The organism is Nocardioides sp. Z35_8, from assembly GCF_059621125.1.
In genome coordinates this window covers 662,737-688,206 of the sequence record NZ_JCAQIE010000001.1, presented here as the reverse complement: position 1 = coordinate 688,206, position 25,470 = coordinate 662,737, and the positions used below count along the sequence as shown (strand labels likewise).

Sequence of the window (25,470 nt, the reverse complement as noted above, 5' to 3'; positions counted from 1 at the left end):
TGACGCCCAGACAGGGTCGAGTCGGCGCGTCCTGACGCCAAGACAGGGTCGAGTCGGCGCGTCCTGACGTTCAGACAGGGTCGAGTCGGCGCGTCCTGACACCGCGGCGGTCAGGATGCGCCGACTCGACGCCCGGTGGGCGCGAATGCGCCGACTCGACGCGTTCTGGGGGTGAGGACGCGCCCACTCGGCCAGAATCGTGCGGTGAGCCAGACCCCAGCCGTCGTCGTCCGAGACCTGCACGTCCGCTTCGGAGACGTCGAGGCGGTCTCCGGCGTCGACCTGTCCGCGGGCAGCGGCCGCGCCACCGCGCTCCTGGGCCGCAACGGCGCCGGCAAGTCGACCACCATGAAGGTGCTCGCCGGGGTCGTGCCGCCGACCTCCGGTCAGGTCACCGTCGCGGGCCACGACGCCGCGACCGACGTCCTCGGCGTCAAGCGCGCGGTCGGCTACTGCCCCGACGTCGGTGGACTGGTGCCGCGCGCCACGCCGTTCGAGCACCTCCAGCTCAGCGCCCGCCTGCGCCGGCTGGAGGCGTGGGAGGAGCGCGGCCGCGACCTGCTCGAGCGCTTCGAGCTGGGCGACGTCGCCCACCGCGTGGTCGGCGGCTTCAGCCACGGCATGAGCCGCCGGCTCAGCGTGGTCCTCGCCGCGCTCCACGAGCCCTCCGTCCTGCTGCTCGACGAGCCCTTCGACGGCGTCGACCCCCTCGGTGTCGAGGCGACCCTCGAGGTCGTCGCCGACGCGCGCGCCCGCGGCGCCTGCGTCCTCCTCTCCACCCACCTGCGCGACCTGGCCCTCGAGGCCTGCGGCGACGCGGTCGTGCTGCGCGGCGGCAACCGGGTCGCCGCGATGCAGGCCGCCGACCTCACCGGCGAGGCCTATCGTGCGCTCCTCGACTGACACGGGTCGGCGCGGCTGGCTCGACGCGGCGCGCGACACTGGCCACCTCCTGGCGTTCCGGACCCGGACCGTACGCCGTCGCGGCCCCGCCGTGCTCGGCCTGGGCGTCGTGCTGACGCTCAGCCTCGCCTTCGCCGTCGGCCCCGCGCGGATCGACCTCGACGCGGTGGGGTCGCCCGCGCTCGAGCGGGCACTGGCCGCCCTCGACTCCAACCTCGGTGCCGCCTTCGCCGGCTTCCTCGTGCTGGCGGTCGGCGCCGCGTTGGGCAGCGGCGGCGGACGCGAGCTGCTGTCGCGCGGCGAGGCCGCGGTCCACCCGATAGGTCCGGTGACCGAGCACCTCGGCGCGCTGCTGCTCGCCCCGCTCAACCTGGCCTGGCTGGTGCAGGTCTGGAGCCTCCTCGCGGTCACCGCGCTGGTCGCGCCGCCCGGCCGCCTCCTCGGCGCCCAGCTCGTCGTGCTGGCCTGGGCCGTCCTCGCGACCGCAGTCGGCCAGGCCGTCGGCTGGGCGGTCGAGGGCGTACGTCGCACCGCGCGCGGCGTGGTCGTCGTCCGGGTGGTCGGTGGCGCGGTCGTCGTGATGCTCGCCGGCCTGCACCTCGCCGGGCACCTCGCACCGCTGGCGCGGGCGCTGCCGACGACGTGGGTCGCCGACGCCGCCCGGACCGGGCGCTGGCCGACCGTCGTGCTCCTGCTCCTCGTCCTCGCTGTGGCGACCGTGGTCCTGGGGGCGCGGCCGGCGGCGTGGGCGCTGGGTCTGCCGCCGCGCGAGGAGCTGCGGACGCAGTCGGGCGTGCACGAGGCGCGGCCCGCTCCGGCGCCACGCTGGGGCTCCGCGGACCGCGCACTGCTGCGCCGCCTCGACCGCGGCTCGGTGTGGCGCTCGGTCGGCATGCGGCGCGGCCTGCTGGTCCTGGGCCTGGGTCCCGGTCTGGTCGCGCTGGTCGCCGGCCTCGAGTGGTCGACGGTGCTGCTGCTGCCCGGGCTGAGCGCGAGCGGCGCGGCGCTGCTCTTCGGCGTCAACGCCTGGTGCCTCGACGGCAAGGGCATGGTCTGGCGCGAGACGCTGCCGGTGCCCGCCGCCGACGTGTTCGGCGTACGCGCGGTCGTCGTCGCCGAGTGCATGGTGCTGGTGTCGGGCGTGACCGTCGTGCTGGCCCTGCTCCGCAACGGCCTGCCGCCGCTCGTGACGGGCGTCGCCGTCGCGTCGTGCTGGCTGGTCGTGCTCGTGCAGGTGCTGGCGGTCGTGATGACCTGGTCGATCCGCTCGCCCTACTCCGCCGACCTGTCCTCGCCCCGGGCGACGCCCGCCCCGCACGCCGCGATGGCGGGGTACGCCGGCCGGCTCTCGCTGGTCACGACGCTGACCGCGATGCTGTTCACCGGCCTCGCTGCGCTGCCGTACGCCTGGCTGCCGGTCGCCGTGGCACTCCCGTTCCTGGCCTGGTCGTCGCGCCGGTTGCTCCGCGCCCGTCGCCGGTGGCTCGCCCCCGACGAGCGCGCGCGCGTGGTGCTGACGGTGGCCGCGGTCTGAGGCTCGGGGGGCCTGTCGGAGCTGCCGGGCCTGTCGGGCCTGCCCGGCCTGTCGGGCCTGCCCGGCCTGTCGGAGTCCCCGCTCGAGCGGGGACTCCGACACCTGGAGGCGGTTGCAACCCCCTCGAGGTGTCGGACTACGCCGACAAGTCGGGGTCGAACGCGGCTGACCCGCCGATCCCACCGCCCATCGACGAGCGGGAGCGCCACGTCGCGACCCGGCGCGGGCGCCGGACACGCCCATTAAAAGTCAGGCTTGACTGTTTGTTTGTTCCCCGGCAGGCTGACGCCCATGACCCCACCGGCCCCGACGCGCGTCCCGCAGGCGGACCGCACCCGCGCGATGCGGGCCCGGCTGCTCGAGGCGACCGTCGAGCTGCTGGTGGAGCGCGGCTTCGCGGGGACGACCACGACGCTGGTCTCCGAGCGCGCGGGCGTGAGCCGCGGCGCCCAGCTGCACCACTTCCCGACCAAGAACGACCTCGTCGTCGCCGCCGTCGAGCACCTCACCGAGCGGCGCGGCGCCGAGCTGGCCGCTGCCGTCGCCCAGCTGCCGACCGGCGCCCGGCGCACCCGGGCCGTGGTCGAGATGCTCGGCGACCACTTCGCCTCACCCGTCTTCGCCGCCGCGCTCGAGCTGTGGGTCGCCGCCCGCACCGACGAGGCGCTGCTCGCCGCGGTCGCCCCGCTCGAGCAGCGGGTCGGCCGCGAGGCCCACCGGATGACCGTCGCCGCGCTCGGCGCCGACGAGTCCCAGCCGGGCGTACGCGAGCTGGTGCAGGCGACCCTCGACCTGGTCCGCGGGCTCGGGCTCGCCTCGACGATCTCCGACGACTCCGCGCGCCGCCGCCGGATCCTGCGCGAGTGGGCCGACGTGCTCGACCGCGAGCTCGACCGCGAGCCGGACGCCCCGCCGCCCGACGACACCACCCCCGTCCCCCCGACCCACCACGCCCCAGGGATCCCCACATGACCGACACCCTCACCCAGGTGCTCGCCGACCTCGCCGCCGAGGGCGACCGCCTCGAGCAGCTCGTCTCGGGCCTCGACGACGACGGCTGGCGCACCCCCACCCCGGCCGACGGGTGGGACGTCGCCACCCAGGTGGCGCACCTGGCGTGGACCGACGAGGTGGCCGAGGCCGCCGCGACCGACAAGGAGCGCTGGGACGGCTACGTCCTCGAGGCGATCAACGACCCGACCGGGTACGTCGACGCCTGCGCGCTCGAGATCGGCCGCGACCCCGCCCTGCTCGAGCGGTGGCGCGACGCGCGTACGCGGCTGGCGGCGGCCCTGACGGCCTACCCGCAGGGCGAGCGGATGCCGTGGTTCGGCCCGCCGATGAGCGCCACCTCGATGGCGACGGCGCGGCTCATGGAGACCTGGGCGCACAGCCTCGACGTGCACGAGGCGCTGGGCGCGCCGGTCGAGGACACCGACGCGATCCGCCACGTGGCCCACCTCGGGGTGCGCACCCGCAACTACTCCTTCGCCAACAACGGCCTCGAGGCCACGGGCGAGGAGTTCCGGCTCGAGCTGGTCGCCCCGTCCGGCGAGCTGTGGACCTGGGGCCCGGAGGACGCGGCCCAGGTGGTCACCGGCTCGGCCGGCGACTTCTGCCGCCTGGTGACCCAGCGCATCCACCGCGCCGACACCGACCTGGTCGCCACCGGCGCCGACGCCGACCGCTGGCTCGACGTCGCCCAGTGCTTCGCCGGACCGGCCGGCGAGGGGCGGGCGCCGCGATGATCGAGGCACACCGCCCACCACTGCGCATCGGCAACGTCTCGGGCTTCTACGGCGACCGGCTGAGCGCCATGCGCGAGATGCTCGAGGGCGCCGGGCCCGACGGGCAGGGTGTCGACGTCATCACCGGCGACTACCTCGCCGAGCTGACCATGCTGATCCTCGGCAAGGACCAGCTCAAGGACCCCACCCTCGGCTACGCCCGCACCTTCGTGCGCCAGGTCGAGGACTGCCTCGCCCTCGCGCTCGAGAAGGGCGTCACCATCGTCACCAACGCCGGCGGCCTCAACCCCGCCGGCCTGGCCGACAGGCTCCGCGAGGTCGCCACGGGCCTCGGCCTCGACGCCCGCATCGCCCACGTCGAGGGCGACGACGTGCGCCACCTGGCGTTCGACAACGCCCTGACCGCCAACGCCTACCTCGGCGCCTTCGGCATCGCCTCGGCCCTGCGCGCCGGCGCGGACATCGTGGTCACCGGACGCGTCACCGACGCCTCCCTGGTCGTCGGCCCGTGCATCGCCCACCACGGCTGGGACGCGACGTCGTACGACGCCCTCGCGGGCGCCGTGGTCGCCGGGCACGTCATCGAGTGCGGGGCGCAGGCGACGGGCGGCAACTTCAGCGGCTTCGGCGACCTCGACCTCGCCACGCCGATCGGCTTCCCGATCGCCGAGGTCGGTGCCGACGGCTCGTGCGTGATCACCAAGCACGAGGGCACCGGCGGGGCGGTCACGCTCGACACGGTCACGGCCCAGCTGGTCTACGAGATCCAGTCCACGCGCTACCTCGGACCCGACGTCACCACGCTGCTCGACACGATCCGCCTCGAGCAGCAGCGGCGCGACCGCGTCGCCGTCACCGGCGTACGCGGCGAGGCCCCGCCCGCAGAGCTCAAGGTCTGCGTCAACGAGCTCGGGGGCTGGCGCAACAGCGTGGAGTTCATGCTCACCGGGCTCGACGTCGAGGCCAAGGCCGCGCTCGTCCGCCGCCAGCTCGAGGCCGCGTGGGGCGACCGCGCCCCCGGCGACGTCACCTGGACGATGGGCCCGCTGCCGCGCCCCGACGCCGACACCGAGCAGGGCGCGTCGACCACGCTGCGCTGCGACGTGCGCGACGCCGACCCGAAGGTCGCCGGCAAGGGCCTCACCGGCCCGGCCGTCGAGCTCGCGCTGGCGTCCTACCCCGGCTTCACCATGACGGGTCCGCCCAGCCCGGCCACGCCCTACGGCGTCTACCGCCCGGAGTACGTCGAGCGCAGCCAGGTGAGCCACACGGTCGTGCACGCCGACGGCACCCGCGAGGTGATCGCCGACCCGGTGACCACGCAGGCGCCGTCCGCCGTCCCGCCCGTGGCCCACGCGCCGCTCCCGCGGCCTGCTGCGACCCGGCGCCAGCCGCTGGGCGAGTGGGTGCACGCCCGGTCCGGCGACAAGGGCGGCGACGCCAACCTCGGCCTGTGGGTCGCCCACACGGCCGAGCGTCGCGCGGAGCGCATCGACTGGCTGCTGCGGAGCGTCACCCCCGAGTGGGTCGCGGCCCTGCTGCCCGAGGCGCGCGACCTCGACGTCGAGGTCCACCCGCTGCCCGACCTGGGTGCGGTCAACGTCGTCATCCACGGGCTGCTGGGCGCGGGCGTCGCCGCGTCGACCCGCTTCGACCCGCAGGCCAAGGGCCTCGGCGAGTGGGCCCGCAGCCGTCACGTCGACGTCCCCGAGGAGATCGCATGACCGGCTGGCAGCACGACACCGAGGAGCGCCAGGCGCTCGCCGACATGGCCGCGGAGTTCACCCGGCGCGCGATCGTGCCGCACCTGCAGGCGTGGGAGGACGTCGGCGAGGTGCCGCGCGAGCTCCACCGCGAGGCGGGGGCGCTCGGCCTGATCGGCGTCGGCTTCCCCGAGGAGGTCGGTGGGCTCGGCGACGTGCTCGACACGGTCGCCGTGCAGGAGTCGATGCTCGCCGCCGGCGCGTCCAGCGGCCTGATGGCCACCCTGTTCACCGCCGGCATCGCGGTGCCGCACATCGCCGCCTCCGGCAACGCCGACCTGATCGAGCGCTTCGTACGCCCGACGCTGGCCGGCGAGCTGATCGGCTCGCTCGCGATCACCGAGCCCGGCGGCGGGTCCGACGTCGCGGCCCTGCGCACCACCGCCGTGCGCGACGGCGACCACTACGTCGTCAACGGCGCCAAGACGTTCATCACCTCCGGCGTGCGCGCCGACTTCGTCACCGTCGCGGTGCGCACCGGCGGTCCCGGCCACGGCGGCATCTCGCTGCTGGTCGTCGAGAAGGGCACGCCCGGCTTCACCGTCGACCGGTCGCTGGCCAAGATGGGCTGGCACTGCTCCGACACCGCCGAGCTCGGCTTCGCCGACGCCCGGGTGCCGGTGGCCAACCTCGTCGGCGACGAGGGCAGCGGCTTCCTCCAGATCGCCGGCCAGTTCGTCTCCGAGCGGCTCGCGCTGGCGGTCCACGGCTACGGCATCGCCGCGCGCGCCCTCGCACTGACCGTCGAGCACGCCCGGAGCCGCGAGACCTTCGGCCGCCCGCTGATCGCCAACCAGACCGTGCAGCACACGCTCGTCGAGATGCGCCGCCATGTCGAGGTCGCGCGCGCCTACGCCTGGCAGGTCGCCCGCCTCCACGCGGCCGGCACGATGCCGATCGCGGAGGTGACGATGGCCAAGCAGACGGGCGTCGACGCCGCGGCGTACGTGTGCGACCGCGCGGTGCAGCTGCACGGCGGCAGCGGCTACATGCACGGCACCGAGGTCGAGCGGCACTTCCGCGACGCGCGGCTGCTGCCCATCGGCGGCGGTGCCGACGAGGTGATGCGCGACCTCGCGGCCAAGCTGCTCGGCTACACCCAGAGGAAGAGCGCCTGATGGGCCTGCTGCCCGACCCCGCCGGCGAGGTGACGCTCTGGATCGACGCCCCGCCCGGCGAGGTGTGGGCGCTGGTCAGCGACGTCACCCGCATCGGGGAGTTCAGCCCCGAGACGTTCGAGGCGCGCTGGACCCGCGGGTCCGACGGCCCCGAGGTCGGCGCGACGTTCAAGGGCCACGTCAAGCGCAACGGCGTCGGCCCGACCTACTGGACGGCCTGCACGGTGACGGCCTGCGAGCCCGAGCGGGTCTTCGAGTTCAGCGTCGGCACGCCCGACGTGGCCGTCAACAACTGGGGCTACCGACTGGCGCCGCGCGACGGCGGCACCGAGGTGACCGAGTACTTCCGGCTGGAGCCCGTGTGGTTCCTGCGCGGCTACTGGCTCCTGCTGGGAGCCCTGCGCGGCCGGACCAACAGGCGCGGAATGCGCACCACGCTCGAGAGGATGAAGGCGGTGCTGGAGAAGTGACGGCAGACGTGAGCACGCAACCCGAGAACGGGGCCGGCGAGGCCGCGCCGCAGACCAACCGCGAGGCGATGCTGGCCCGCCTCGCCGACCTCGACGCGCAGCACGCCGTCGCGGTCGCCGGCGGCGGTGAGAAGTACGTCGCCCGCCACCACGAGAGGGGCAAGCTGACCCCCCGCGAGCGCATCGAGCTGCTCGTCGACCCTGGGTCGGCGTTCCTCGAGCTCTCGCCCCTGGCCGGCTACGGCTCCGACTTCACCGTCGGCGCGTCGGTCGTGACCGGCATCGGCGTCGTCGAGGGCGTGGAGTGCATGATCACCGCCAACGACCCCACGGTGAAGGGCGGCGCCTCCAACCCCTGGACGCTGAAGAAGACGTTCCGCGCCTCGCAGATCGCCGAGGAGAACGCGCTGCCGATGATCTCGCTGGTCGAGTCGGCCGGTGCCGACCTGCCGACGCAGAAGGAGATCTTCATCCCCGGCGGCAAGATCTTCCGCGACCTGACCCGCGCCTCCGCCCGGCGGGTCCCGACGATCGCGCTGGTCTTCGGCAACTCCACCGCCGGTGGCGCCTACGTCCCGGGCATGAGCGACTACGTCGTCATGGTCAAGGAGCAGGCCAAGGTCTTCCTGGCCGGCCCGCCGCTGGTCAAGATGGCCACCGGTGAGGAGTCGGACGACGAGACCCTCGGCGGCGCGGAGATGCACGCCCGCATCTCCGGCCTGGCCGACTTCCTGGCCGAGGACGAGCACGACGCGCTGCGCCTGGGCCGTCGGATCGTGGCCCGCCTCAACTGGACCAAGGCGTCGTACGTCGCGGCCGGCGGGGTCGGCTACGCCGAGCCCGACCACGACCCCGACGAGTTGCTCGACCTGATCCCGCAGGACCTCAAGGAGCCGTTCGATCCGCGCGAGGTCATCGCCCGGATCGTCGACGGCACCAGCGAGGGCAACGAGGTCGCCTTCGACGAGTTCAAGCCGCTCTACGGCTCCTCGCTCGTCACCGGCTGGGCCCGACTGCACGGTCGCGAGATCGGCATCCTGGCCAACGCCCAGGGCGTGCTGTTCAGCGAGGAGGCGCAGAAGGCGACGCAGTTCATCCAGCTCGCCAACGCCAAGGACACCCCGCTGCTCTTCCTGCACAACACCACCGGCTACATGGTCGGCAAGGAGTACGAGCAGGGCGGCATCATCAAGCACGGCGCGATGATGATCAACGCGGTCTCCAACTCGACGGTGCCGCACATCAGCATCCTCATCGGAGCGTCCTACGGCGCCGGCAACTACGGCATGAACGGTCGCGCGTACGACCCCCGGTTCCTCTTCACCTGGCCCAACGCCAAGTCGGCCGTGATGGGCCCGGCCCAGCTGGCCGGCGTGCTGTCGATCGTCACCCGCGCCGCCGCCGAGGCCAAGGGCAAGCCCTTCGACGAGGAGGCCGACGCCGGCATGCGGGCGTTCGTCGAGCAGATGGTCGAGGAGCAGTCGCTGCCCTACGTCCTGTCCGGGATGCTCTACGACGACGGCGTGATCGACCCACGCGACACCCGCACCGTCCTGGGCATCGCCTTCTCCGTCATCGACACCCGGCCGATCGAGGGCGCCTCCTCCTTCGGTGTCTTCCGGATGTGAGGACACCCATGACGTCCACCGCTCCGCTGCGCTCCCCGGCGAACCACGCCACGGGGACCCCGACCCTGACCGAGGTGTCCGCATGATCTCCCGAGTCCTCGTCGCCAATCGTGGCGAGATCGCCCGCCGTGTCTTCGCGACCTGCCGTCGCCTGGGCATCGACACCGTCGCCGTGCACTCCGACGCCGACGCCGAGCTGCCGTTCGTCACCGAGGCCGACCGCGCCGTGCGCCTGCCCGGCAACACCCCCGCCGAGACCTACCTGCGGGCCGACCTGATCATCGACGCCGCCCGCCGGGCCGGCGCCGACGCCATCCATCCCGGCTACGGCTTCCTCTCCGAGAACGCCGGGTTCGCCCGTGCGGTCGAGGCGGCCGGGTTGACCTGGATCGGCCCGGCGCCCGAGTCGATCGAGTCGATGGGCTCCAAGGTCGGCTCCAAGGAGCTGATGCGCGCCGCGGGCGTGCCGGTGCTCGAGGCGCCGGACAGTCCCACCGAGGCCGACCTGCCGCTGTTGGTCAAGGCGTCGGCCGGCGGTGGCGGCCGCGGCATGCGGATCGTCCGCGACCTCGCGGCGCTCGAGGGAGAGATCGCGCGCGCCTCCGACGAGGCGGCGTCCGCGTTCGGCGACGGCACCGTGTTCGTCGAGCCCTACGTCGAGGCCGGCCGCCACGTCGAGGTCCAGGTCGTCGGTGACGGCGCCGGCGAGGTGCTCGTCCTCGGCGAGCGCGACTGCACCGTGCAGCGCCGGCACCAGAAGGTCGTCGAGGAGGCACCCGCGCCGCGCCTGCCCGAGGCCGTCGCCAAGGAGCTGCACGAGGCCGCCCGTCGCGCCGCCGCGGCGATCGACTACCGCGGCGCCGGAACGGTGGAGTTCCTCTACGACCCCGCCAAGGAGCGCTTCTGGTTCCTGGAGATGAACACCCGCCTCCAGGTCGAGCACCCCGTCACCGAGCTGGTCCACGGCGTCGACCTCGTCGAGCTGCAGCTCGCCGTCGCGCAGGGCGAGGCCGACGCGGCGTTCGCCGCCGCCCAGGACGCCACCACCCGCGTCGACGGCCACGCCATCGAGGTGCGCCTCTACGCCGAGGACTCGACCTGGACCCCGCAGTCGGGCCCGCTGGTGAGCCTCGAGATCGAGCACGAGGCCGCCTTCGGTCCGCTCGCTCGCGCGGGCATCCGCCTCGACTCGGGCTTCGCGTCCGGCAACGAGGTCGGCACCCACTACGACGCCATGCTGGCCAAGGTGATCTCCTGGGCACCCACCCGGGCCCAGGCGACCCGCCAGCTCGTCGCCGCGCTGCGCCGTGCGCGCATCCACGGCCTCACGGTCAACCGCGACCAGCTCGTCGAGATCCTCTCCGACCCGGCGTTCGCGTCGATGGACGTGACGACCTCCTGGCTGGAGACCCGCGAGGTCGCCGCGCCCGAGGCGGTCGAGGGGACCGACCCCGCCGCGGTGGCGGCCGCGCTGCTGCTGGCCGCCGACGACGCGCGCCGGCGTACGGTCCAAGCCGGCCTGCCGCCGGCGTGGCGCAACGTCGTCTCCCAGCCCCAGCGCACCACCCTGGTGCCGCTCGGCGCCACCGCTCCCGACGCCGGGGCGGAGGTCGTCGTGGAGTGGCACGGCACCCGCACGGGGTTCGCCGTCGAGGGCGTCACGGTCCTCTCGGCCGGGCCCGAGGCGGTGCGCCTCGAGGTCGACGGGGTGGCCAGCACCTGGGCCGGCCGCATCGTGGCCGACACCCGCACGGGCGCCCGCGACGTCTACCTCGACGGCCCCGACGGCGCGTCCACCTGGCACCACCCGCCGCGCTTCACCGACCCCGCCGACCAGGTGGTCGCGGGGTCGCTCCTGGCCCCGATGCCGGGCTCGGTGGTCACCGTGGCCGTCGCCGCGGGCGACCGGGTCTCCGCCGGCCAGCTCCTGCTGGTCATGGAGGCCATGAAGATGCAGCACAGCGTCACCGCGCCGGCCGACGGGGTCGTCGCCGAGATCAACGTCGAACCCGGGTCGCAGGTCGCGGCCGGGCAGGTCCTGGTCGTCGTGAGCGACGACCTCGAGCAGGGAGCAGACGCATGACGATCAACTTCACCGAGCCCGAGGAGCGCGTGGCGCTGCGCGAGGCGGTCGCCAAGCTGGCCGGCAAGTACGGTCGGGAGTACATCGAGAAGCAGGCGGCCGAGGGTGGCAAGACCACCGAGCTGTGGCTGGAGATGGGCGCCAACGGCTTCCTCGGCGTCAACATCGCCGAGGAGTACGGCGGCGGCGGGGGCGGCATGTCCGACCTGGCCGCGGTGCTCGAGGAGGCGGCGGGCCAGGGCGCCCCGCTGCTGATGATGGTCGTCAGCCAGGCCATCTGCGGCTCGATCATCGGCCGCTACGGCACGCCAGCGCAGAAGCAGCGCTGGCTGCCCGGCATCGCCGACGGCTCGATCACGATGGCGTTCGGCATCACCGAGGCCGACGCCGGCTCCAACTCGCACAACATCACCACCACCGCCCGCCGTGACGGCGACGGCTGGGTGCTGACGGGGCAGAAGACCTACATCTCCGGCGTCGACGAGGCCCAGCTGGTGCTGATCGTCGCGCGCACCGAGGACGCCAGGACCGGCAAGCTCAAGCCCGCGCTGTTCGTCGTCCCCACCGACGCCGAGGGCTTCGGCAAGCAGGTCATCCCGATGGCCTGGTCGGCTCCCGAGAAGCAGTTCACCCTGTTCATCGACGACGTGCGGCTCCCGGGCGACGCGCTCGTGGGCGACGAGGACGCCGGCCTCGTGCAGCTCTTCGCCGGGCTCAACCCCGAGCGGATCATGGGCGCGGCGTTCTCGTGCGGCATGGCGAGGTTCGCCATCGACCGGGCCGTGGAGTACGCCAAGACCCGCACGGTCTGGAAGGCGCCGATCGGTGCCCACCAGGGCATCGCCCACCCGCTCGCCAAGGCCAAGATCGAGCTCGAGCAGGCGCGCCTGCTCTGGCAGAAGGCCGCCGCGCTCTACGACGCCGGGGACGACTTCGGCGCCGGCGAGTACGCCAACATGGCCAAGTACGCCGGCGGCGAGATCGCCTGCAACGCCACCGACATCGCCGTGCACACCCACGGCGGCAACGGCCTCACGGTCGAGTACGGCCTGGCCAACATGATGGTTGCCGCCCGCCTCGGCCGCATCGCGCCCGTCAGCCGCGAGATGATCCTCAACTTCGTGGCCATGCACAGCCTGGGGCTGCCGAAGTCCTACTGACCCCTCAGGTGTCGCGCTGCCCCAGCGGGGGGATGTTGGCATTGCCGCGGAAGACGTTGTCCGGGTCCCACGCGGTCTTCACGGTCCGCAAGCGCGACCACTGCGCCGCGCTGTAGGCCTCCTGGACCCGTGACTGTGCGTCGTCGCTGGTGAAGTTCACGTAGACGCCACGGCTGTGCGGGGCGAGGGCCTCGAAGAAGCCGCGCACCCAGGCCCGGTGCCGGTCCGCGTCCCCGGCCTGCTCGGGCAACCACGAGCCGACGATGTTGATGTCGTGGCTCGCGTCGCGGTGCGCGAAGGCGGTCGCATCGTCCGGCACCCGGCTCATCGCGCCGCCGAAGCTGAAGATCGGCACGGTCGAGAGCGGGCTGCTGATCATCGCGAGGTGCTCGCAGATCGTGTCGATGATGTCGCCGGAGAGCGGGCCGAGCCGGTGCGACCTCCAGTAGTAGTGCCGCCCGTGCGGCACCGCCGGGTCGAGGAACCTCTGGTGCGCGACATAGGGCTTCGCTGCGATCGTGTCGAGCACCGGGTGGCCGAGGGCTCGCACCGGCGCGAGCACCCGCTCGCCCTCTTCCACCGGGCCGGCGTAGGTTGCCACCAGGCCGATGATGGGCCTGCCGTGGAGGTGCTCGGGGAAGAGCGGCAGCGCCGGCGCGAGCCGCAGGTTGGCCATCAGGCCGACCTCGTCGGGCGCGTCGGCGATGAAGTCGCGCAGGAAGGCCAGCACGGTCGGCGCCTCCTCCGCCGACCAGGCGACCAGCCCGGCCAGGACGGTCGGACCGAGCGGCTGGAGCTCGAAGGTGAAGTCCGTGACGACACCGAAGTTGCCGCCACCGCCGCGCACCCCCCAGAACAGGTCGGTGTTCTCGGTCTCCGACGCCCGCACGATCGAGCCGTCCGCGGTCACCACCTGGCACGAGCGCAGCGCGTCGATCGCCAGCCCGGACCTGCGCATCAGGTGGCCGATCCCGCCGCCCAGCGTGAGGCCGGCGATCCCGGTGTGGCTGATGTAGCCGCTGGTCATCGCCAGCCCGAAGGCCTGGCTCTCGCGGTCCACGTGGGCGTTGAGTGCGCCGCCCTGCGCCGACACGGTGCGCGCCGCCGGGTCGACGACGGTGCCGCGCATCCCGGAGAGGTCGAGGACGACGCCGTCGTCGACGAGCGAATGGCCGGCGATCCCGTGGCCCCCACCTCGTACGGCGACGGGCAGGCCATGGTCCCGTGCCCAGCGCAGGGCGACGGCCACGTCGCTCGCCCCCTCGCACCGGGCGAGGAGGGCCGGACGGCGGTCGATCTCGCCGTTCCAGATGCGGCGCTGGACCTCGTACGCCGGGTGGTCGGGCGTGATCAGCTCGCCGGCGAAGTCGCCGGCCAGTGCGTCCATGGTGGGCAGGTCGAGCGTGGTCATGGGTCTCTCCTCGTCGGTGGGTGCTGCCCGACAAGGGTCGGTCGGCCGAGGAGCGGCGCGCGAGTATCGATCCTGTACTGGTACAGAACCCAGAGCGGACCTACCGTCGGAGGATGGCAACCACCTACGGCCAGTTCTGCCCCGTGGCGATGGCCTCGGAGGTGCTCACCGAGAGGTGGACGCCGCTCGTGGTCCGTGAGCTCCTGTGCGGCAGCACGCGCTTCAACGATCTCCGTCGTGGGGTCCCGCTCATGTCACCGGCGCTGCTCTCCAAGCGCCTCAAGACCCTCGAGCGCGTCGGGGTCGTGGACCACGACGGCGGCGCGTACCGGCTGACCGCGGCGGGTAGGGAGCTGTGGCCCGTGATCGAGGCGATGGGGGTCTGGGGCCAGCGGTGGGCGCGCGGTGACGTGATCGCCAAGCACTACGACGCCTCGCTGCTCATGTGGGACATCCATCGCAACGTCGACACCGACGCCCTGCCCGCGCGCCGGGTCGTCGTCCACTTCCACCTCCGGGGGTCGAGCGACAAGAAGAGCCACTTCTGGCTCGTCCTGGCGACACCGGCGGTGGACCTGTGCCTCACCGACCCGGGCTACGACGTCGACGTCGAGGTGGCCGGTCATGTCGAGACGATGATCGACTACTGGATGGGCCGCCGCGACCTGCTGGGAGCGGTGCGGGCCGGTGACCTCGCCATCGCCGGACCGCGTCCCCTGGTCAGGGCGCTCCCGACGTGGTTCACCCGCAGCACCTTCGCGCCGGTGCCGCTGCCCGAGGGCGCCTGACTGTCGGAGCCGGGTGGCAGGATCGCGGCGTGGCCCTCGCCGACCGACCGCTCGTGCCCGAGGAGTGGGTGCGGCGCATCGACGCCGTGCTCGGCGCCCTGCCGCGCTGCGTCCAGGAGCCGGCGTGGACCGGCACCCGGTGGCGGGTCGGCGGCGCCACGGTGGCGCACGTGTTCGGTGGGGAGGACCAGCTGTTCCGGATCACGTTCCGCGGCGAGCCCGACGAGGTCGCCGCCTTCCAGCACATGGGCGCGCCCTACTTCCGCGCCGGGTGGGGCGGCAACCTCATCGGCATGGTCCTCGACGACGACACCGACTGGGACGAGCTCGTCGAGCTGCTCACCGACTCCTACTGCGTCCAGGCGCCCGCCCGCCTCGCCGAGCAGGTGGCTCGCCCGGGCGCGTGAGCGGACGACCCGCCATGGCGCGCCCGGCAGGATGGGCGCCATGACCGCGACGTCGCACGGCCGCCTCGTCGGGCTCGACGTCGCCCGCTGCCTCGCGCTGCTCGGCATGGTCGCCACCCACGTCCTCGACGAGCGCACCCCGGCCGGCGACCTGGCCACCGCCCAGTGGCTGGCCGGCGGGCGGGCGTCGGCGCTGTTCGCCGTGCTGGCGGGGGTCAGCCTCGCCCTGATGACGCGCGAGCCGCTGCGCGCGCGCCCGCTCGCGCTGCGCACCGCCGGCATCGCCGGCCGCGCGCTGCTCATCGCGCTGCTCGGCCTGCTGCTCGGCGGTCTCGACACCGGGATCGCGATCGTCCTCACCTACTACGGCGTGCTGTTCGTGCTCGCCCTGCCGTTCACGCTGCTGCGGCTGCGGACGCTGCTGCCCCTCACCGTCGCCTGGGTGGTCCTGGCCCCGGTGGCCTCCCACCTGGTGCGACCGCACCTGCCGGAGCGCGGCTTCGACAGCCCGACCTTCGGGCAGCTCGTCGACGACCCCGGAGGTCTGGCGAGCGAGCTCCTCCTCACCGGCTACTACCCCGCGGTGCCGTGGCTGGCCTACCTGCTCGTCGGCCTGGTGCTCGGACGGCTCGACCTCCGCGACACCTCCCTGCTCGGCGGGCTCGCCCTGGGCGGGCTGTCGGTGGCGGTGCTCGCCACCCGGGTCTCCGGCTCGCTCGTCGACCCCGCCGTGGCCGAGGAGAACGCGACGGGCATGTACGGCACGACGCCCACCGGCGGGGAGTGGGACTGGCTCCTGGTCGTCGCGCCCCACTCGGCGACGCCGTTCGACCTCGCGCAGACCATCGGCAGCGCGGTGCTGGTGGTCGCGCTCTGCCTGCTCGTGGCACGGGTGCTGCCGCGGCCGGGGACAGCGGCGCTCGCCGTGCTGTTCGGGGCTGGCACCGCGACGCTCACGCTCTACTCCCTGCACGTGGTGATGCGCACCGACGCGGTGTGGCCGCCGGAGGAGCCCTCGACCTACGCCCTCCACGTCTCCGTGCTGCTCGCCCTCGGCGCGGTGCTGCGGGTGCTCGGCCGGCGCGGCCCCCTGGAGGCGGTGGCGGGCCTGCCGACCCGTCTCGCGCGCCGGGCGACCCGGGAGAAGGAGCCGGCCGGCGAGCCTCAGCGCAGCGGCACGAAGCGGTAGCGCCCGTGCTCGGTCACGACCGCCCCGGGGTTGCTCACCCGCAGCATCGTCCCGCCGGCGGGCACCACCATCACGCCCTCGCCGCCGAGCTGGGCGACCAGCTCGCCGGGGAGCGAGTCGGCCATCGCCGAGACCAGGATGCGGTCGTACGGCGCCCCGTCGGGGTCGCCGAGCACGGCCGGGTCGGCGGCGCGGATCGTGGCCCACGGCCGCCTGGTGCGGGCCAGGTTGGCGGCGCCGAACGCCACCAGCTCCGGCTCGAGCTCGACGCCGAGGACCGAGCCGGTCGGCCCCACGAGGTGCGCGAGCAGCGCGGCGGTCCAGCCCGACCCCGACCCGACGTCGAGGACCCGGTGGCCGACGTGGACGTCGAGCAGCCGAAGCATGCCGTCGACGGTGCGTGGCTGGGAGTTGGTCTGGCCTGCCGCGATCGCCAGCGGCCCGTCGTACGACGCGCGGCGCCGGACCCCGCGCGGGAGGAAGTCCCGTCTCGGGGTGGCGTCGAACGCGGCTGAGACCGGGTCCATCGGTCCATGCAATCAGACCCAGTGGTTGTCGTGCTCGCGCATGAAGCGGTCGTAGGCGTCGCCGTCGAGCTCGCCCATGCCGGCGGCGAGCCCTTCGAAGTAGGCCTCGCGCGGGGCGCCGGGTGCGAAGTGGAGGAGCATCGTGGCCGCCCCGTCCTCGTTGCGGAAGCCGTGGATCCCCCCGGCCGGCACGTGCGCGAAGTCACCGGCGTGGCAGCGCACCCAGTCGGCGCCGTCGAAGATCGTCACGGTGCCCTCGAGGACGTAGAACGACTCGGTGATCGTGCGGTGGAAGTGGGCGGCGGGACCGCTCGGCGCCCCGGCGAACTCCCACCGGTAGAGCCCGAACGTGCCCTGGGTGGAGGCGCCCTGCGCGAGGTAGAAGACCTTGTTGCCGTTGGGGTAGAAGACGGCCGGCTCGAGGCCGGCCCGCACGACGCGGGCCGAGACCTCGCCGGACCCACCGTCGTAGATCGGCGGCGGATAGCTCATCGGGCGTCGGCCGCCTCGTAGGCGTCCTGGACGTCCTGGGGGGAGGAGGCGTTGGGCTGGCTGACCCGGACGTGGTTGCCGAACGGGTCGCGGAGGCCGAAGTCGGTGCCGTAGGGCTGCTCGACCGGCTCCTGGGTGATCTCGACGCCCGCGTCGCGGAGCGCGGCGTAGGTCGCGTGCACGTCGTCGCTGAGCAGGAACACCCCGCCGAGGGCGCCCTTGGCGACGAGCTCGCGCACCTGCGTCGCCGAGGCGTCGTCGTGCACCGGGGGCCCGACGAGCTCGAGCAGGATCGAGGTGTCCTGGCCCGGGACGCCGACGGTGAGCCAGCGCATGAAGCCCAGGTCGATGTCGTCGCGCACCTCGAAGCCGAGGTGGCGGGTGTAGAAGTCGAGCGCCTCGTCCTGGTCGAGGACCGGCAGGCTGCGGATGTGGAGGCTGGTGATGTGGTTGGTGGTCATGCCGACGACGCTAGTGAGCCGGGCGCCGGTCCTGCTTCTCCGAAACCGCTGTCCCTTCCTCCTCGGCGCTGCGCTGGCGCGGCCGGGTCCAGGCCGCGACGAAGCACGACGGCACCGCGACCGCCTCGTGGCGGGCGCGGAACTCGCTGGGTGAGCAGCCGACCACGTTGCTGAACGTGCGGCTGAAGGTGCCGAGGCTGGCGAACCCGACGTCCCACGCCACGTCGGTGACGGGCCGGTCGGTCTGGCGCAGCAGGGTCATCGCCCGCTCGACGCGGCGACGCTGGAGGTAGCGGTGCGGGGTCTCGCCGTAGACCTCCTTGAACACCCGGCCGAACTGCGAGACCGACAGGTGGGCGATGGCCGCGAGCGTGGGTACGTCGAGGGGCTCGGCGTAGCGACGGTCCATCGCGTCGCGAGCGCGCAGCATCCGGCGGTTGGTGTCCTCCTGCGCGGACGGCGCCCGGCCCATGCCGAGGAAGGTAGCCCACGCCCACGCCCACGGCACGCGGACGCGACAGCGGCATGACCCCGGGGGGAGGGGCCATGCCGCCGTCTGTGCGTTGTAGGTCGGATCTCGCGTTCTGGGGGGGGATCCCGTACGTCAGCGGGGGTCGACGTACGAGGTGCGAGAGCCGGTCCTGCGGAACGCGGCCGCCGCCGGGCTCACCCGGACGTCTGGTCGTCCCCCTTCCCGGGAGGATCGATGGAGGTGGCACGGCCGGGGCCGTGGTTGCCCGGGTTGACGGAGTTGCCCGAGTTGCCGGGGCCGCCCGAGTTGCCGGGGGCGCCGTTGCCGGGGCCGTTCCCGGGGCCGCCGTGGCTGTGGCCGTTGCCCTGGTTTCCGTTGCCGGAGCTCCCGGGGCCGGAGTCCCCGTTGCCGGGGTTGCCCGAGTTGCCGGGGTTACCCGGATTGCCGTGGCCGTGGCCGGGGCCGCCGCCGGGACCGGAGTTCCCGGGGCCGCCGTGACCCGGACCGCCGTGACCCGGACCGCCGTGACCCGGACCGCCGTGACCCGGACCGCCGTGACCCGGACCGCCGTGGCCGCCGCCGTTGGTGCCGTGGGTGTGGTGGTGGTCGGAGGGGGTCGGCCCGTCGGTCCTGCCGCCGTCGCGCGGCGGACCGATGAGGGCGACGCAGTAGGTGGCGATGCGGTCGGCGCCGCCCGCCTCCTCGGCGAGCGCCTGGAAGGCGGCACTGTCGAGCGACGCGCCGGCCTGCGAGCGGTCGGTGGCCTGGAAGGCGCGGCACAGGCCCGCGTAGTCGGGGATGGCGGGGGTGGTCGTCGGGCCGGGCGTCACGGGCGGCGTCGGCGACGGCTTGGTGGACGGACCGACAGAGCCCGAGGGGCCGCCGGTGCCCGACGGCGCGAGCGACCCGCTGGTCGTCGCGGACGGAGCGCTGTCCGGGCTGCTGCTGGTGGGGTCGCCGGAGGAGGCGGACGGGCTGCCGCCCGTCGTCGGGGTGGCCGACTCGGCCGACTCGGCTGACTCGACCGACTCGTCCGCGGGCTTGCCGGGAAGCGACGGCAGGTCGGGAAGCGAGGGGAGGTCCACCGAGCTGGCGAGGGCGAAGCCGCCCGAGGTCAGGGCCACCACGGCGCCCGTCGCGACGGCGGCTCGGGTCGCGGCGCGGCGGGCCAGACGGGCGGGGGAGACGAAGCCGGAGCGCGTGGCGGGCCGCGGGGACGTCCGGGCGACGCGGAAGGCGGCCACCGTGGCGTCCTCGCGTCGCAGCTCGTCGGGATGCGCGGGTGCGCTCGCGGCGGCGAGCGCGCGCCCCAGGGCGTCGTCGTGCTCCGCCGGTGCGTCGAGCAGGCGCTCGGCGTCACGGCGGGACAGGCGGGGGTCGGGGGTGCTCATCTCACTCCCCTCAGCGTTGTGGGGCCCATGGGTGTTACGGCTCCTCCGAGATCCTCTTCGCGAGCCGCTTGAGCCCACGGTGGGCGGCAGCCCGGACGGCGCCCGGCCTCTTGCCGAGGATGCGTGCCGCGGTGGGGGCGTCGAAGCCCAGCACGGTGCGCAGCATGATCGCCTCGGCCTGGTCGGGCGGAAGCGCGGCGATCAACCGCACGACCTCCTCCGAGCCGACCCGCACGAGGGTGTCGGCCTCGACGTCGGTGCCGTCCGCCAGGTCGACCAGGTCCTCGACGGGCTGGTCGGCGACGGGCCTGCGCCGGGCGTGGCGCAGGTGGTCGAGGGCCCGGTTGCGGCCGATGGTGGTGATCCACCCGCGGAAGCCGTCGGCGTCACCGGTGAAGCGGTCGAGGTCGCGGAACGCCTGCGCCCAGGCGTCGCTCGCGACGTCCTCGGCGTCGGCGGGGCCGACGAGGACGGTGAGGTAGCGCAGGAGCGGCGGCTGCACGTGGCGGTAGACGAGACGGAACGCCGCCTCGTCGCCCGCCTGCATCGCCTCGACCGCATGGTCGAGCCCTTCCTCCGCGCCCACCGCCGCATTGTTGCCGACCGGGTCGCGACGGCACCAACCCCGACCCTCAGGCGGCGTCGGTGAGGTCGAAGACGGCGATCGGGTCGGTCGTGGGCTGCGGTGACCCGCCCTCGGGCTCGACGGTGATGCCCACCGCGGCGGCGTCCGCGGCCGGTCCGTCGAGCACGACGGTCTGGTCGGGGTCGTCGGGCATCAGCCCGGCGGAGACGAACTCGTCGCCGTCGATGAACCACAGCTCGTAGTCCTTGCCGGTCGGCGCGCTCACCATGTCGTCGGTGGTGAGGACGGCGCGGTCGCGCGACTTCGAGCGCGTCAGCGTGGCGCGGCCGGCCTCGCCGAGGTCGACGACGACCTCCTCGGCGTCGGGGGCCTGCAGCACCTGCTCGGCGGCGGTCAGCCGCTCGACGTCGTCGTCGGCGGACTTCCAGGGCTGCGTCACCGCCGCGCCGACGCCGACGATGATCGCGAGCGCTGCCGCGACGAGAAGGGGCACCCAGCCCCTCCTCCGGCCCGGGCGGCGGTGGTCGTGGGGCGGGGCGGGGGAGACCTCGGGAGCGAGTGGGCGGACCTGCGAGATGCCGGCCAGGACGGACTCGCGCAGCGATCCGGGCGGCGCGACGGCGACGGTCTCGGAGAGCAGCGCGGCGGTCTCGCGGAGCTCGGCCACCTCGGCTCGGCAGTCGTCGCACTCGGCCAGGTGCCGCTCGAAGCGGGCCCGCTCGAGCTCGTCGAGCGCGTCCATGGCGTAGGCGCCGGTGAGCTTGTGCACGTCACTCATGCGCCTTCTCGCTTCGCTCGACGCGCGCCGAGGGCACCGGGCGCGCAGGGGTGGATGATGAGCTCGCTGCGCTCGCTCATGAGGCAACTCCCATCAGGTCTCGCAGGCGGATCAGTCCGTCGCGGATGCGGGTCTTGGCCGTGCCGAGGGGCACGTCCAGCAAGGTGGCGACCTCGGTGTGCGTGTAGCCGCCGAAGTAGGTGAGCTCGACGGCCCGGCGCTGCACGTCGGTCAGCGTGGCGACCGCCCCGCGGATGCGGGCCGCGTCGAGCGAGGCATGCGCCGACTCGGCGGTCTGGTCATGGTCGGTGGGGGCCGCCTCGCGGTTCCACGTCTCCTCCCGCGAGGAGGCCGCCTCGACCGAGCGGACCCGGTCGACGGCCTTGCGGTGGACGATCGTGAGCAGCCAGCCGACGGCGCTGCCGCGGTCGGTGTCGTACCTCGTGCTCGAGCGCCACGCGTCGAGGTAGGCCTCCTGGGCCACCTCCTCGGCGTGCGCCGGGTTGCGCACGACACGCAGCGCCAGGCCGTAGGCCCGGGCCGACGTGGCGTCGTAGAACTCGGCGAACGCCGCCTCGTCCCCCAGGGCCGAGCGCCGCAGCAGGTCGGCGAGCCGGGCGGCGTCGCCCCCGGACGGGACGCCCTCAGGCGCCCCGTCCGGTACGGGCCTCACGTGGTCCACGTCAGCAATCCTCGCAGTGTGTGTCGGGTGCGGGCATCACATCTGCGGCATCAGGACCTGGTCGACGACGTAGACGGTGGCGTTGGCGGTCGGCACGTTGCCGCAGATGATGCTCGCCTCGCCGATGGTGAAGTCCTCGCCCTCGCCCTCGACGGTGATCATGTCGCCCGCGAGGGTCTCGTGCTCGCCCGCGACGGTCTCGGGGGTGAGCCGCTCACCGACCACGTGGTGCGTCAGCACGGTGGTCAGCATCTTCTTGTCCTTGAGGAGGGCGTTGAGGTCCTTCTTCGGGATCTGCGCGAACGCGTCGTCGGTGGGCGCGAACACGGTGATGTCCTCGGTCGAGTTGAGCGTGTCGACCAGGTCGGCCTCGGTCACGGCGGCGACGAGCGTCTTGAGGAGGGGGTTGTTGGACGCGGCGGTCGCGACCGGGTCGTCGGCCATGCCCTCGACCGAGCCCTCGCCGGACGTGGGGACGGCCGAGCAGCCCTCGCCGAACGGCGCGTCGGCGGCCATCGGCTCCTCGGACTCCATCGGGGTCTCGGAGCTCGACTCCGACTCCGTGGGGGACTCGGAGGTCGACTCGGACGTGGAGTCGGAGGCGCTGGTGTCGGAGTCGCTGTCGCTGCCACAGGCGGCCAGGCCCATCGACGCGGTCAGCGCGAGGGCGGCCAGTCCGAGGGTGCGGGTGCGGAGCAAGGTGTTCATGACATGCCTTTCGGTTGGAGCCGATCTGGGTGGGCCGGGGGCCCGTTGTCGAGAGGTGTTCGGGGCCGGTCTCGGGGTGGATGGGTGGATCGGCGAAAAACTTTGGACAATCCTTGGACGACCTCGCCCGGGCAGTGCTCGGGGGGCGCGTCAGGTGATGAGGACGGAGATCTCCTGGAGGCCGCTGGAGCCCTCGGGGAAGGGGCGCATCCGCACGTCCGTCTGCACGTCCCCGGCCCTGTTGGTGGCCCGGGCGGCGAGGAGGTGCCGGCCCGGCGTGGCGTCCCACTCGAGGTACCACTGGCGCCAGTAGTCGTCGGTGACCTGCGGGCCGAGGGTCGCCTGCTGCCAGGCCCCGCCGTCGACGCGCACCTCGACCCGGTCGACGCCCACGCCCTGCGCCCAGGCCACGCCGCCGACGACGACCGTGCCTGCGCCGGTCTCCGAGAGCGGTCGCGGGGTGTCGATCCGGCTCGAGATCTTGATCGGCGCGTCGGTGACCCAGTCGCGCTCGGTCCAGTAGGCCTGCTCGGCGTCGTAGGTCGTCAGGGTCATCCGGGTGATCCACTTGCACGCGCTGACGAAGCCGTAGAGCCCGGGCACCACCATGCGCGCCGGGAAGCCGTGGGTGCGGGGCAGCGGGCCGCCGTTCATCCCGATCGCGATCATGGCGTCGCGGCCGTCGAGCGCCACGTCGAGCGGGGTCGAGATCGTCATCCCGTCGACGTCGGTCGACAGGATCTGGTCGGCCCTCGTCGCGTCGATGCCGGCGCGGGCGAGCACGTCGGCGAGCGGTACGCCGAGCCAGCGGGCGCCGCCGACGTAGGGCCCGCCGACCTCGTTGGAGACGCAGGTGAGGGTGATGTCGCGCTCGATGGTCGGCATCGCGGCCAGCTCGTCGAAGGTGAGCGTGACCTCCCGGTCGACGTCGCCGTCGACGGTGAGCGTCCACGAGTCGACGTTCACGGCCGGGATCGTGAGCCGGGTGTCGACGCGGTAGAACTCGCCGGTGGGGGTCCGCAGCGGGGTGATCTGGTCGTAGGTCCCCTCCAGGCCCACCGGGAAGGACGACGCGGGGTCGGCGGCGACCGGCAGGGAGACGTCCGTCCCGCCGAGGCGGTAGGACGTCACCCAGCGGCCGGCGGCCCCCATGACCACGCCGGCAGCGGCGAGCCCGCCGGTCGCCAGCACGACCCCGCGTCGGGTGGGGCCGCCGACCCCCGGCGGCGGCCCCGGGCGGCCCCGGTCGTCGACGCGGTGCAGCCACCACAACGAGGTGGCTGCGACCGCGGCGGCGACCAGGGCGGGTACGAGGTCCAGCGGCCCGGATCCGGGGCGCAGGACGGCCAGCACGCCGGCGACACCGGCGAGCCCGACCAGCACGAGCAGCCCCGGCGTCTCGCGCCGCGCCGCGACCACCCCCGCGACGGCGGCGAGCACCAGCACGACGAGCGTCACCGAGCCGACGAGCACCAGCTTGTCGGCGCTGCCGAACTGCCGGATCGCCCACTCCTTGAGCGGGGTCGGCGTCAGGTCGATGACGGTCGAGCCGACGGCCAGCACGGGCGAGGCGGCCGGCACGGTCAGCGCGGCGACCAGGTGGCCGGCGGCCAGGCCGACGAGGGTGGCGAGCACGCCGTACGCCGCGTGGCGCGCGGTGCGCGAGCGGGACCGCTGGTCGATGGTGTGCATGGGTGGGGTTCGGAGCCGGGGGCCGCGCCGGATGGGACACCCCTGCCGGTCCCTCCAGAACCGGTCGGGAGCACCGCTGCGGTGCGGCAGGATGTCCGCCATGACCGACGCCCCCGACGAGCTGGTGCACTACGCCGTGTCAGACGCCGTCGCCACCATCACCCTCGACAGCCCCGCCAACCGCAACGCCCTGAGCCGCCAGCTGGTGACCGAGCTCTTCGCGCACCTCGAGCGCGCCGGTGCCGACGCCGACGTGCGAGCCGTGCTCATCGAGAGCTCGGGCAAGGTCTTCTGCTCCGGCGCCGACCTGACCGAGGCCTCGAGCGAGGGGATGGAGTCCGGCACCCGGGCGATCGTCGAGCTGCAGCGCCTCATCGCCACGCTCGACAAGCCGGTCGTGACCAAGAACCTCGGCGCCGTGCGAGCGGGCGGGATCGGGATCGTCGCCGCCGCCGACATCGCCATCAGCGCGGCCGACGCCACCTTCGCCCTCACCGAGGTCAAGCTCGGCCTCGCCGCCGCGATCATCAGCCTCACCGTCCACCACCGGATGACCCCGCGGGCGGCCGCCCTGACCACGCTCGGCGGCGAGGTGTTCACCGGCGCCGACGCGGCGGCGTACGGGCTGGTGACCAAGGCGGTGCCGGCCGACGTCCTCGACGAGGAGGTCGCCGCCGTGTGCGCCAGCCTCGCGACCGGGGCGCCCCAGGGCCTGCGGGAGTCGAAGCGGATCCTCAACCGCGACCTGGTCGCGCGCATCGACGCGCTGGGCGAGGAGATGGCGACCACGAGCACCCGGCTGTTCGCCTCCGACGAGGCGCGCGAGGCGATGGTCGCCTTCCTCTCCCGCAAGAAGTAGCCCCCGGGTCGCATCCGTCGGCCGCCCTGCGCGCGAGAAGCAGGTGAGGCGACAGAGGGAGGCGAACGTGGACCAGTACGACGTCGCGCGCCGTGGCCGCGCCAGTCCGGGAGCACCCCGGTGAGCCTGCCCGACCCCGCCGCGTGGCTGGGCGTGGTCGCCGCCGCCCACCTCGGCTTCCAGGTCACCGTCGACCGGGTGGTCTACCCGGCACTGCGCGACGTGGAGCACGGGGTGTGGCAGGCCGCGCACCAACGGCACGCGCGGCGCATCGCCCCGCTGGTGGGGCTGCTCTACGTGCCGCTCGTCCTGGTCCTGGCCTGGACCGCGGCGGTCGAGCCGCGGGCGGCCGGCACGTGGCTCGCCGCGATCGGCGCGTCGCTGTCCGTCGTCACCACCGCCGCGCTCGCCGCCCCGCTCCACGCACGGCTGGCGCGGGCCCCGCTGACGGAGCGCCCCCGGCTGCTGGACGACCTCGCGCGCGCCGACCGGGTCCGCACGCTGGGCGCCGCGGCCTGCCTGCTCGGCGCCGTCCTCCTGCTGACGTGAACGGCGGGTGCGCGGGGCCACGATCGCGAGGAGTCGGCGCTCGTCGGTGCCCGCCGGTAGGCTTGTCGGTC

Annotated in this window: 26 protein-coding genes; 15 read left to right on the top strand and 11 right to left on the bottom strand. The window is 74.0% G+C overall.

Going from position 1 to position 25,470, the window contains the following annotated elements; all coding sequences use genetic code 11:
• The first annotated feature begins 204 nt into the window (after positions 1 to 204).
• The 10 genes from AC54T2_RS03290 (at position 205) to AC54T2_RS03245 (ending at position 12,407) form a co-directional block, all read left to right on the top strand.
• Positions 205 to 903 carry an ABC transporter ATP-binding protein gene (locus tag AC54T2_RS03290; protein ID WP_241005251.1) on the top strand — a complete coding sequence of 233 codons (699 nt, stop codon included), beginning with the start codon at positions 205 to 207 and terminating at the stop codon, positions 901 to 903.
• Positions 887 to 2,437 (top strand): hypothetical protein, encoded by a 1,551-nt coding sequence (locus tag AC54T2_RS03285; protein WP_496665514.1) that lies wholly within the window; start codon positions 887 to 889, stop codon positions 2,435 to 2,437. Before AC54T2_RS03290 ends, AC54T2_RS03285 begins: the two co-directional genes overlap by 17 nt.
• Positions 2,438 to 2,728: 291 nt before the next feature.
• Positions 2,729 to 3,409: a TetR family transcriptional regulator gene (locus AC54T2_RS03280; RefSeq protein ID WP_489976290.1), complete on the top strand. Its 681-nt coding sequence runs from the start codon at positions 2,729 to 2,731 to the stop codon at positions 3,407 to 3,409.
• Positions 3,406 to 4,185: a TIGR03084 family metal-binding protein gene (locus AC54T2_RS03275; protein ID WP_496665513.1), complete on the top strand. Its 780-nt coding sequence runs from the start codon at positions 3,406 to 3,408 to the stop codon at positions 4,183 to 4,185. The genes AC54T2_RS03280 and AC54T2_RS03275 overlap by 4 nt, the downstream gene beginning before the upstream one ends.
• Positions 4,182 to 5,909, top strand: a complete 1,728-nt coding sequence (locus tag AC54T2_RS03270; RefSeq protein WP_496665512.1) for an acyclic terpene utilization AtuA family protein — start codon at positions 4,182 to 4,184, stop codon at positions 5,907 to 5,909. The genes AC54T2_RS03275 and AC54T2_RS03270 overlap by 4 nt, the downstream gene beginning before the upstream one ends.
• Positions 5,906 to 7,066 carry an acyl-CoA dehydrogenase family protein gene (locus AC54T2_RS03265; RefSeq protein ID WP_496665511.1) on the top strand — a complete coding sequence of 387 codons (1,161 nt, stop codon included), beginning with the start codon at positions 5,906 to 5,908 and terminating at the stop codon, positions 7,064 to 7,066. The genes AC54T2_RS03270 and AC54T2_RS03265 overlap by 4 nt, the downstream gene beginning before the upstream one ends.
• Positions 7,066 to 7,536, top strand: coding sequence for an SRPBCC family protein (locus tag AC54T2_RS03260; RefSeq protein ID WP_496665510.1), 471 nt, complete (start codon positions 7,066 to 7,068; stop codon positions 7,534 to 7,536). Before AC54T2_RS03265 ends, AC54T2_RS03260 begins: the two co-directional genes overlap by 1 nt.
• Before the next feature lie 68 nt (positions 7,537 to 7,604).
• Positions 7,605 to 9,164 carry an acyl-CoA carboxylase subunit beta gene (locus AC54T2_RS03255; protein ID WP_496666252.1) on the top strand — a complete coding sequence of 520 codons (1,560 nt, stop codon included), beginning with the start codon at positions 7,605 to 7,607 and terminating at the stop codon, positions 9,162 to 9,164.
• A gap of 82 nt (positions 9,165 to 9,246) precedes the next feature.
• A complete protein-coding gene (locus AC54T2_RS03250) occupies positions 9,247 to 11,247 on the top strand; it encodes an acetyl/propionyl/methylcrotonyl-CoA carboxylase subunit alpha (protein ID WP_496665509.1) in 2,001 nt (666 codons plus the stop codon).
• Positions 11,244 to 12,407, top strand: coding sequence for an acyl-CoA dehydrogenase family protein (locus tag AC54T2_RS03245; RefSeq protein WP_496665508.1), 1,164 nt, complete (start codon positions 11,244 to 11,246; stop codon positions 12,405 to 12,407). The genes AC54T2_RS03250 and AC54T2_RS03245 overlap by 4 nt, the downstream gene beginning before the upstream one ends.
• Positions 12,408 to 12,411: 4 nt before the next feature.
• Here the strand turns inward: AC54T2_RS03245 and AC54T2_RS03240 are convergent, their stop codons facing one another.
• Positions 12,412 to 13,818: an FAD-binding oxidoreductase gene (locus AC54T2_RS03240; protein ID WP_186339487.1), complete on the bottom strand. Its 1,407-nt coding sequence runs from the start codon at positions 13,816 to 13,818 to the stop codon at positions 12,412 to 12,414.
• A gap of 113 nt (positions 13,819 to 13,931) precedes the next feature.
• Here AC54T2_RS03240 and AC54T2_RS03235 point away from each other — a divergent pair, with 113 nt between their 5' ends.
• The 3 genes from AC54T2_RS03235 to AC54T2_RS03225 are packed head-to-tail and all read left to right on the top strand — an operon-like array spanning position 13,932 to position 16,202.
• Positions 13,932 to 14,606, top strand: coding sequence for a winged helix-turn-helix transcriptional regulator (locus AC54T2_RS03235; RefSeq protein ID WP_186339486.1), 675 nt, complete (start codon positions 13,932 to 13,934; stop codon positions 14,604 to 14,606).
• Positions 14,607 to 14,635: 29 nt separating this feature from the next.
• Positions 14,636 to 15,013 carry an MmcQ/YjbR family DNA-binding protein gene (locus AC54T2_RS03230; protein WP_496665507.1) on the top strand — a complete coding sequence of 126 codons (378 nt, stop codon included), beginning with the start codon at positions 14,636 to 14,638 and terminating at the stop codon, positions 15,011 to 15,013.
• 40 nt (positions 15,014 to 15,053) lie between these two features.
• Complete coding sequence (locus AC54T2_RS03225) at positions 15,054 to 16,202, top strand: heparan-alpha-glucosaminide N-acetyltransferase domain-containing protein (RefSeq protein WP_496665506.1); 1,149 nt, start codon at positions 15,054 to 15,056, stop codon at positions 16,200 to 16,202.
• On the opposite strand, the gene AC54T2_RS03220 is transcribed toward AC54T2_RS03225, so the two are convergent.
• The 10 genes from AC54T2_RS03220 to AC54T2_RS03175 all read right to left on the bottom strand — a co-directional run bounded on the left by AC54T2_RS03220 (position 16,178) and on the right by AC54T2_RS03175 (position 23,991).
• On the bottom strand, positions 16,178 to 16,729 hold the full coding sequence (locus AC54T2_RS03220) for a protein-L-isoaspartate O-methyltransferase family protein (RefSeq protein ID WP_186339484.1): 552 nt from the start codon (positions 16,727 to 16,729) through the stop codon (positions 16,178 to 16,180). The two genes, AC54T2_RS03225 and AC54T2_RS03220, sit on opposite strands and share 25 nt — an antisense overlap.
• 12 nt (positions 16,730 to 16,741) lie before the next feature.
• Positions 16,742 to 17,221, bottom strand: coding sequence for a cupin domain-containing protein (locus AC54T2_RS03215; RefSeq protein WP_496665505.1), 480 nt, complete (start codon positions 17,219 to 17,221; stop codon positions 16,742 to 16,744).
• On the bottom strand, positions 17,218 to 17,682 hold the full coding sequence (locus tag AC54T2_RS03210) for a VOC family protein (protein WP_186339482.1): 465 nt from the start codon (positions 17,680 to 17,682) through the stop codon (positions 17,218 to 17,220). The genes AC54T2_RS03215 and AC54T2_RS03210 overlap by 4 nt, the downstream gene beginning before the upstream one ends.
• Before the next feature lie 10 nt (positions 17,683 to 17,692).
• Positions 17,693 to 18,154, bottom strand: coding sequence for a helix-turn-helix domain-containing protein (locus AC54T2_RS03205; protein ID WP_186339481.1), 462 nt, complete (start codon positions 18,152 to 18,154; stop codon positions 17,693 to 17,695).
• Positions 18,155 to 18,348: 194 nt separating this feature from the next.
• Positions 18,349 to 19,545, bottom strand: coding sequence for a hypothetical protein (locus AC54T2_RS03200; RefSeq protein ID WP_496665504.1), 1,197 nt, complete (start codon positions 19,543 to 19,545; stop codon positions 18,349 to 18,351).
• Between the two features lie 34 nt (positions 19,546 to 19,579).
• Positions 19,580 to 20,131, bottom strand: a complete 552-nt coding sequence (locus AC54T2_RS03195; protein ID WP_206054447.1) for an RNA polymerase sigma factor — start codon at positions 20,129 to 20,131, stop codon at positions 19,580 to 19,582.
• A gap of 46 nt (positions 20,132 to 20,177) precedes the next feature.
• On the bottom strand, positions 20,178 to 20,909 hold the full coding sequence (locus tag AC54T2_RS03190; protein WP_186339479.1) for an anti-sigma factor: 732 nt from the start codon (positions 20,907 to 20,909) through the stop codon (positions 20,178 to 20,180).
• Positions 20,910 to 20,985: 76 nt separating this feature from the next.
• The gene (gene sigK, locus AC54T2_RS03185; RefSeq protein ID WP_496665503.1) at positions 20,986 to 21,591 is read right to left on the bottom strand and encodes an ECF RNA polymerase sigma factor SigK; all 606 of its coding nucleotides are present in this window, start codon (positions 21,589 to 21,591) and stop codon (positions 20,986 to 20,988) included.
• 36 nt (positions 21,592 to 21,627) lie between these two features.
• Positions 21,628 to 22,299, bottom strand: coding sequence for a fasciclin domain-containing protein (locus tag AC54T2_RS03180; protein WP_496665502.1), 672 nt, complete (start codon positions 22,297 to 22,299; stop codon positions 21,628 to 21,630).
• 150 nt (positions 22,300 to 22,449) lie between these two features.
• On the bottom strand, positions 22,450 to 23,991 hold the full coding sequence (locus AC54T2_RS03175) for a molybdopterin-dependent oxidoreductase (protein ID WP_496665501.1): 1,542 nt from the start codon (positions 23,989 to 23,991) through the stop codon (positions 22,450 to 22,452).
• Positions 23,992 to 24,091: 100 nt separating this feature from the next.
• Between AC54T2_RS03175 and AC54T2_RS03170 the strand changes: the two genes are divergently transcribed.
• Entirely contained in the window at positions 24,092 to 24,850 is a 759-nt protein-coding gene (locus AC54T2_RS03170) for an enoyl-CoA hydratase-related protein (RefSeq protein WP_313960509.1), read from the top strand.
• A gap of 120 nt (positions 24,851 to 24,970) precedes the next feature.
• Positions 24,971 to 25,399 (top strand): hypothetical protein, encoded by a 429-nt coding sequence (locus AC54T2_RS03165; RefSeq protein ID WP_186339474.1) that lies wholly within the window; start codon positions 24,971 to 24,973, stop codon positions 25,397 to 25,399.
• The last annotated feature ends 71 nt before the right edge of the window (positions 25,400 to 25,470 follow it).

Bases quoted from the DNA above. Each gene is read 5' to 3' on its own strand.
- AC54T2_RS03170 (WP_313960509.1), top strand. From the start codon at position 24,092: ATGACCGACGCCCCCGACGAGCTGGTGCACTACGCCGTGTCAGACGCC.
- AC54T2_RS03200 (WP_496665504.1), bottom strand. From the start codon at position 19,545: ATGAGCACCCCCGACCCCCGCCTGTCCCGCCGTGACGCCGAGCGCCTG.
- AC54T2_RS03250 (WP_496665509.1), top strand. From the start codon at position 9,247: ATGATCTCCCGAGTCCTCGTCGCCAATCGTGGCGAGATCGCCCGCCGT.
- AC54T2_RS03280 (WP_489976290.1), top strand. From the start codon at position 2,729: ATGACCCCACCGGCCCCGACGCGCGTCCCGCAGGCGGACCGCACCCGC.
- AC54T2_RS03175 (WP_496665501.1), bottom strand. From the start codon at position 23,991: ATGCACACCATCGACCAGCGGTCCCGCTCGCGCACCGCGCGCCACGCG.
- AC54T2_RS03235 (WP_186339486.1), top strand. From the start codon at position 13,932: ATGGCAACCACCTACGGCCAGTTCTGCCCCGTGGCGATGGCCTCGGAG.
- AC54T2_RS03240 (WP_186339487.1), bottom strand. From the start codon at position 13,818: ATGACCACGCTCGACCTGCCCACCATGGACGCACTGGCCGGCGACTTC.
- AC54T2_RS03265 (WP_496665511.1), top strand. From the start codon at position 5,906: ATGACCGGCTGGCAGCACGACACCGAGGAGCGCCAGGCGCTCGCCGAC.
- AC54T2_RS03210 (WP_186339482.1), bottom strand. From the start codon at position 17,682: ATGACCACCAACCACATCACCAGCCTCCACATCCGCAGCCTGCCGGTC.
- AC54T2_RS03225 (WP_496665506.1), top strand. From the start codon at position 15,054: ATGACCGCGACGTCGCACGGCCGCCTCGTCGGGCTCGACGTCGCCCGC.
- AC54T2_RS03260 (WP_496665510.1), top strand. From the start codon at position 7,066: ATGGGCCTGCTGCCCGACCCCGCCGGCGAGGTGACGCTCTGGATCGAC.
- AC54T2_RS03190 (WP_186339479.1), bottom strand. From the start codon at position 20,909: ATGAGTGACGTGCACAAGCTCACCGGCGCCTACGCCATGGACGCGCTC.
- AC54T2_RS03270 (WP_496665512.1), top strand. From the start codon at position 4,182: ATGATCGAGGCACACCGCCCACCACTGCGCATCGGCAACGTCTCGGGC.
- AC54T2_RS03180 (WP_496665502.1), bottom strand. From the start codon at position 22,299: ATGAACACCTTGCTCCGCACCCGCACCCTCGGACTGGCCGCCCTCGCG.
- AC54T2_RS03275 (WP_496665513.1), top strand. From the start codon at position 3,406: ATGACCGACACCCTCACCCAGGTGCTCGCCGACCTCGCCGCCGAGGGC.
- AC54T2_RS03245 (WP_496665508.1), top strand. From the start codon at position 11,244: ATGACGATCAACTTCACCGAGCCCGAGGAGCGCGTGGCGCTGCGCGAG.
- AC54T2_RS03205 (WP_186339481.1), bottom strand. From the start codon at position 18,154: ATGGGCCGGGCGCCGTCCGCGCAGGAGGACACCAACCGCCGGATGCTG.
- AC54T2_RS03215 (WP_496665505.1), bottom strand. From the start codon at position 17,221: ATGAGCTATCCGCCGCCGATCTACGACGGTGGGTCCGGCGAGGTCTCG.
- AC54T2_RS03255 (WP_496666252.1), top strand. From the start codon at position 7,605: ATGCTGGCCCGCCTCGCCGACCTCGACGCGCAGCACGCCGTCGCGGTC.
- AC54T2_RS03220 (WP_186339484.1), bottom strand. From the start codon at position 16,729: ATGGACCCGGTCTCAGCCGCGTTCGACGCCACCCCGAGACGGGACTTC.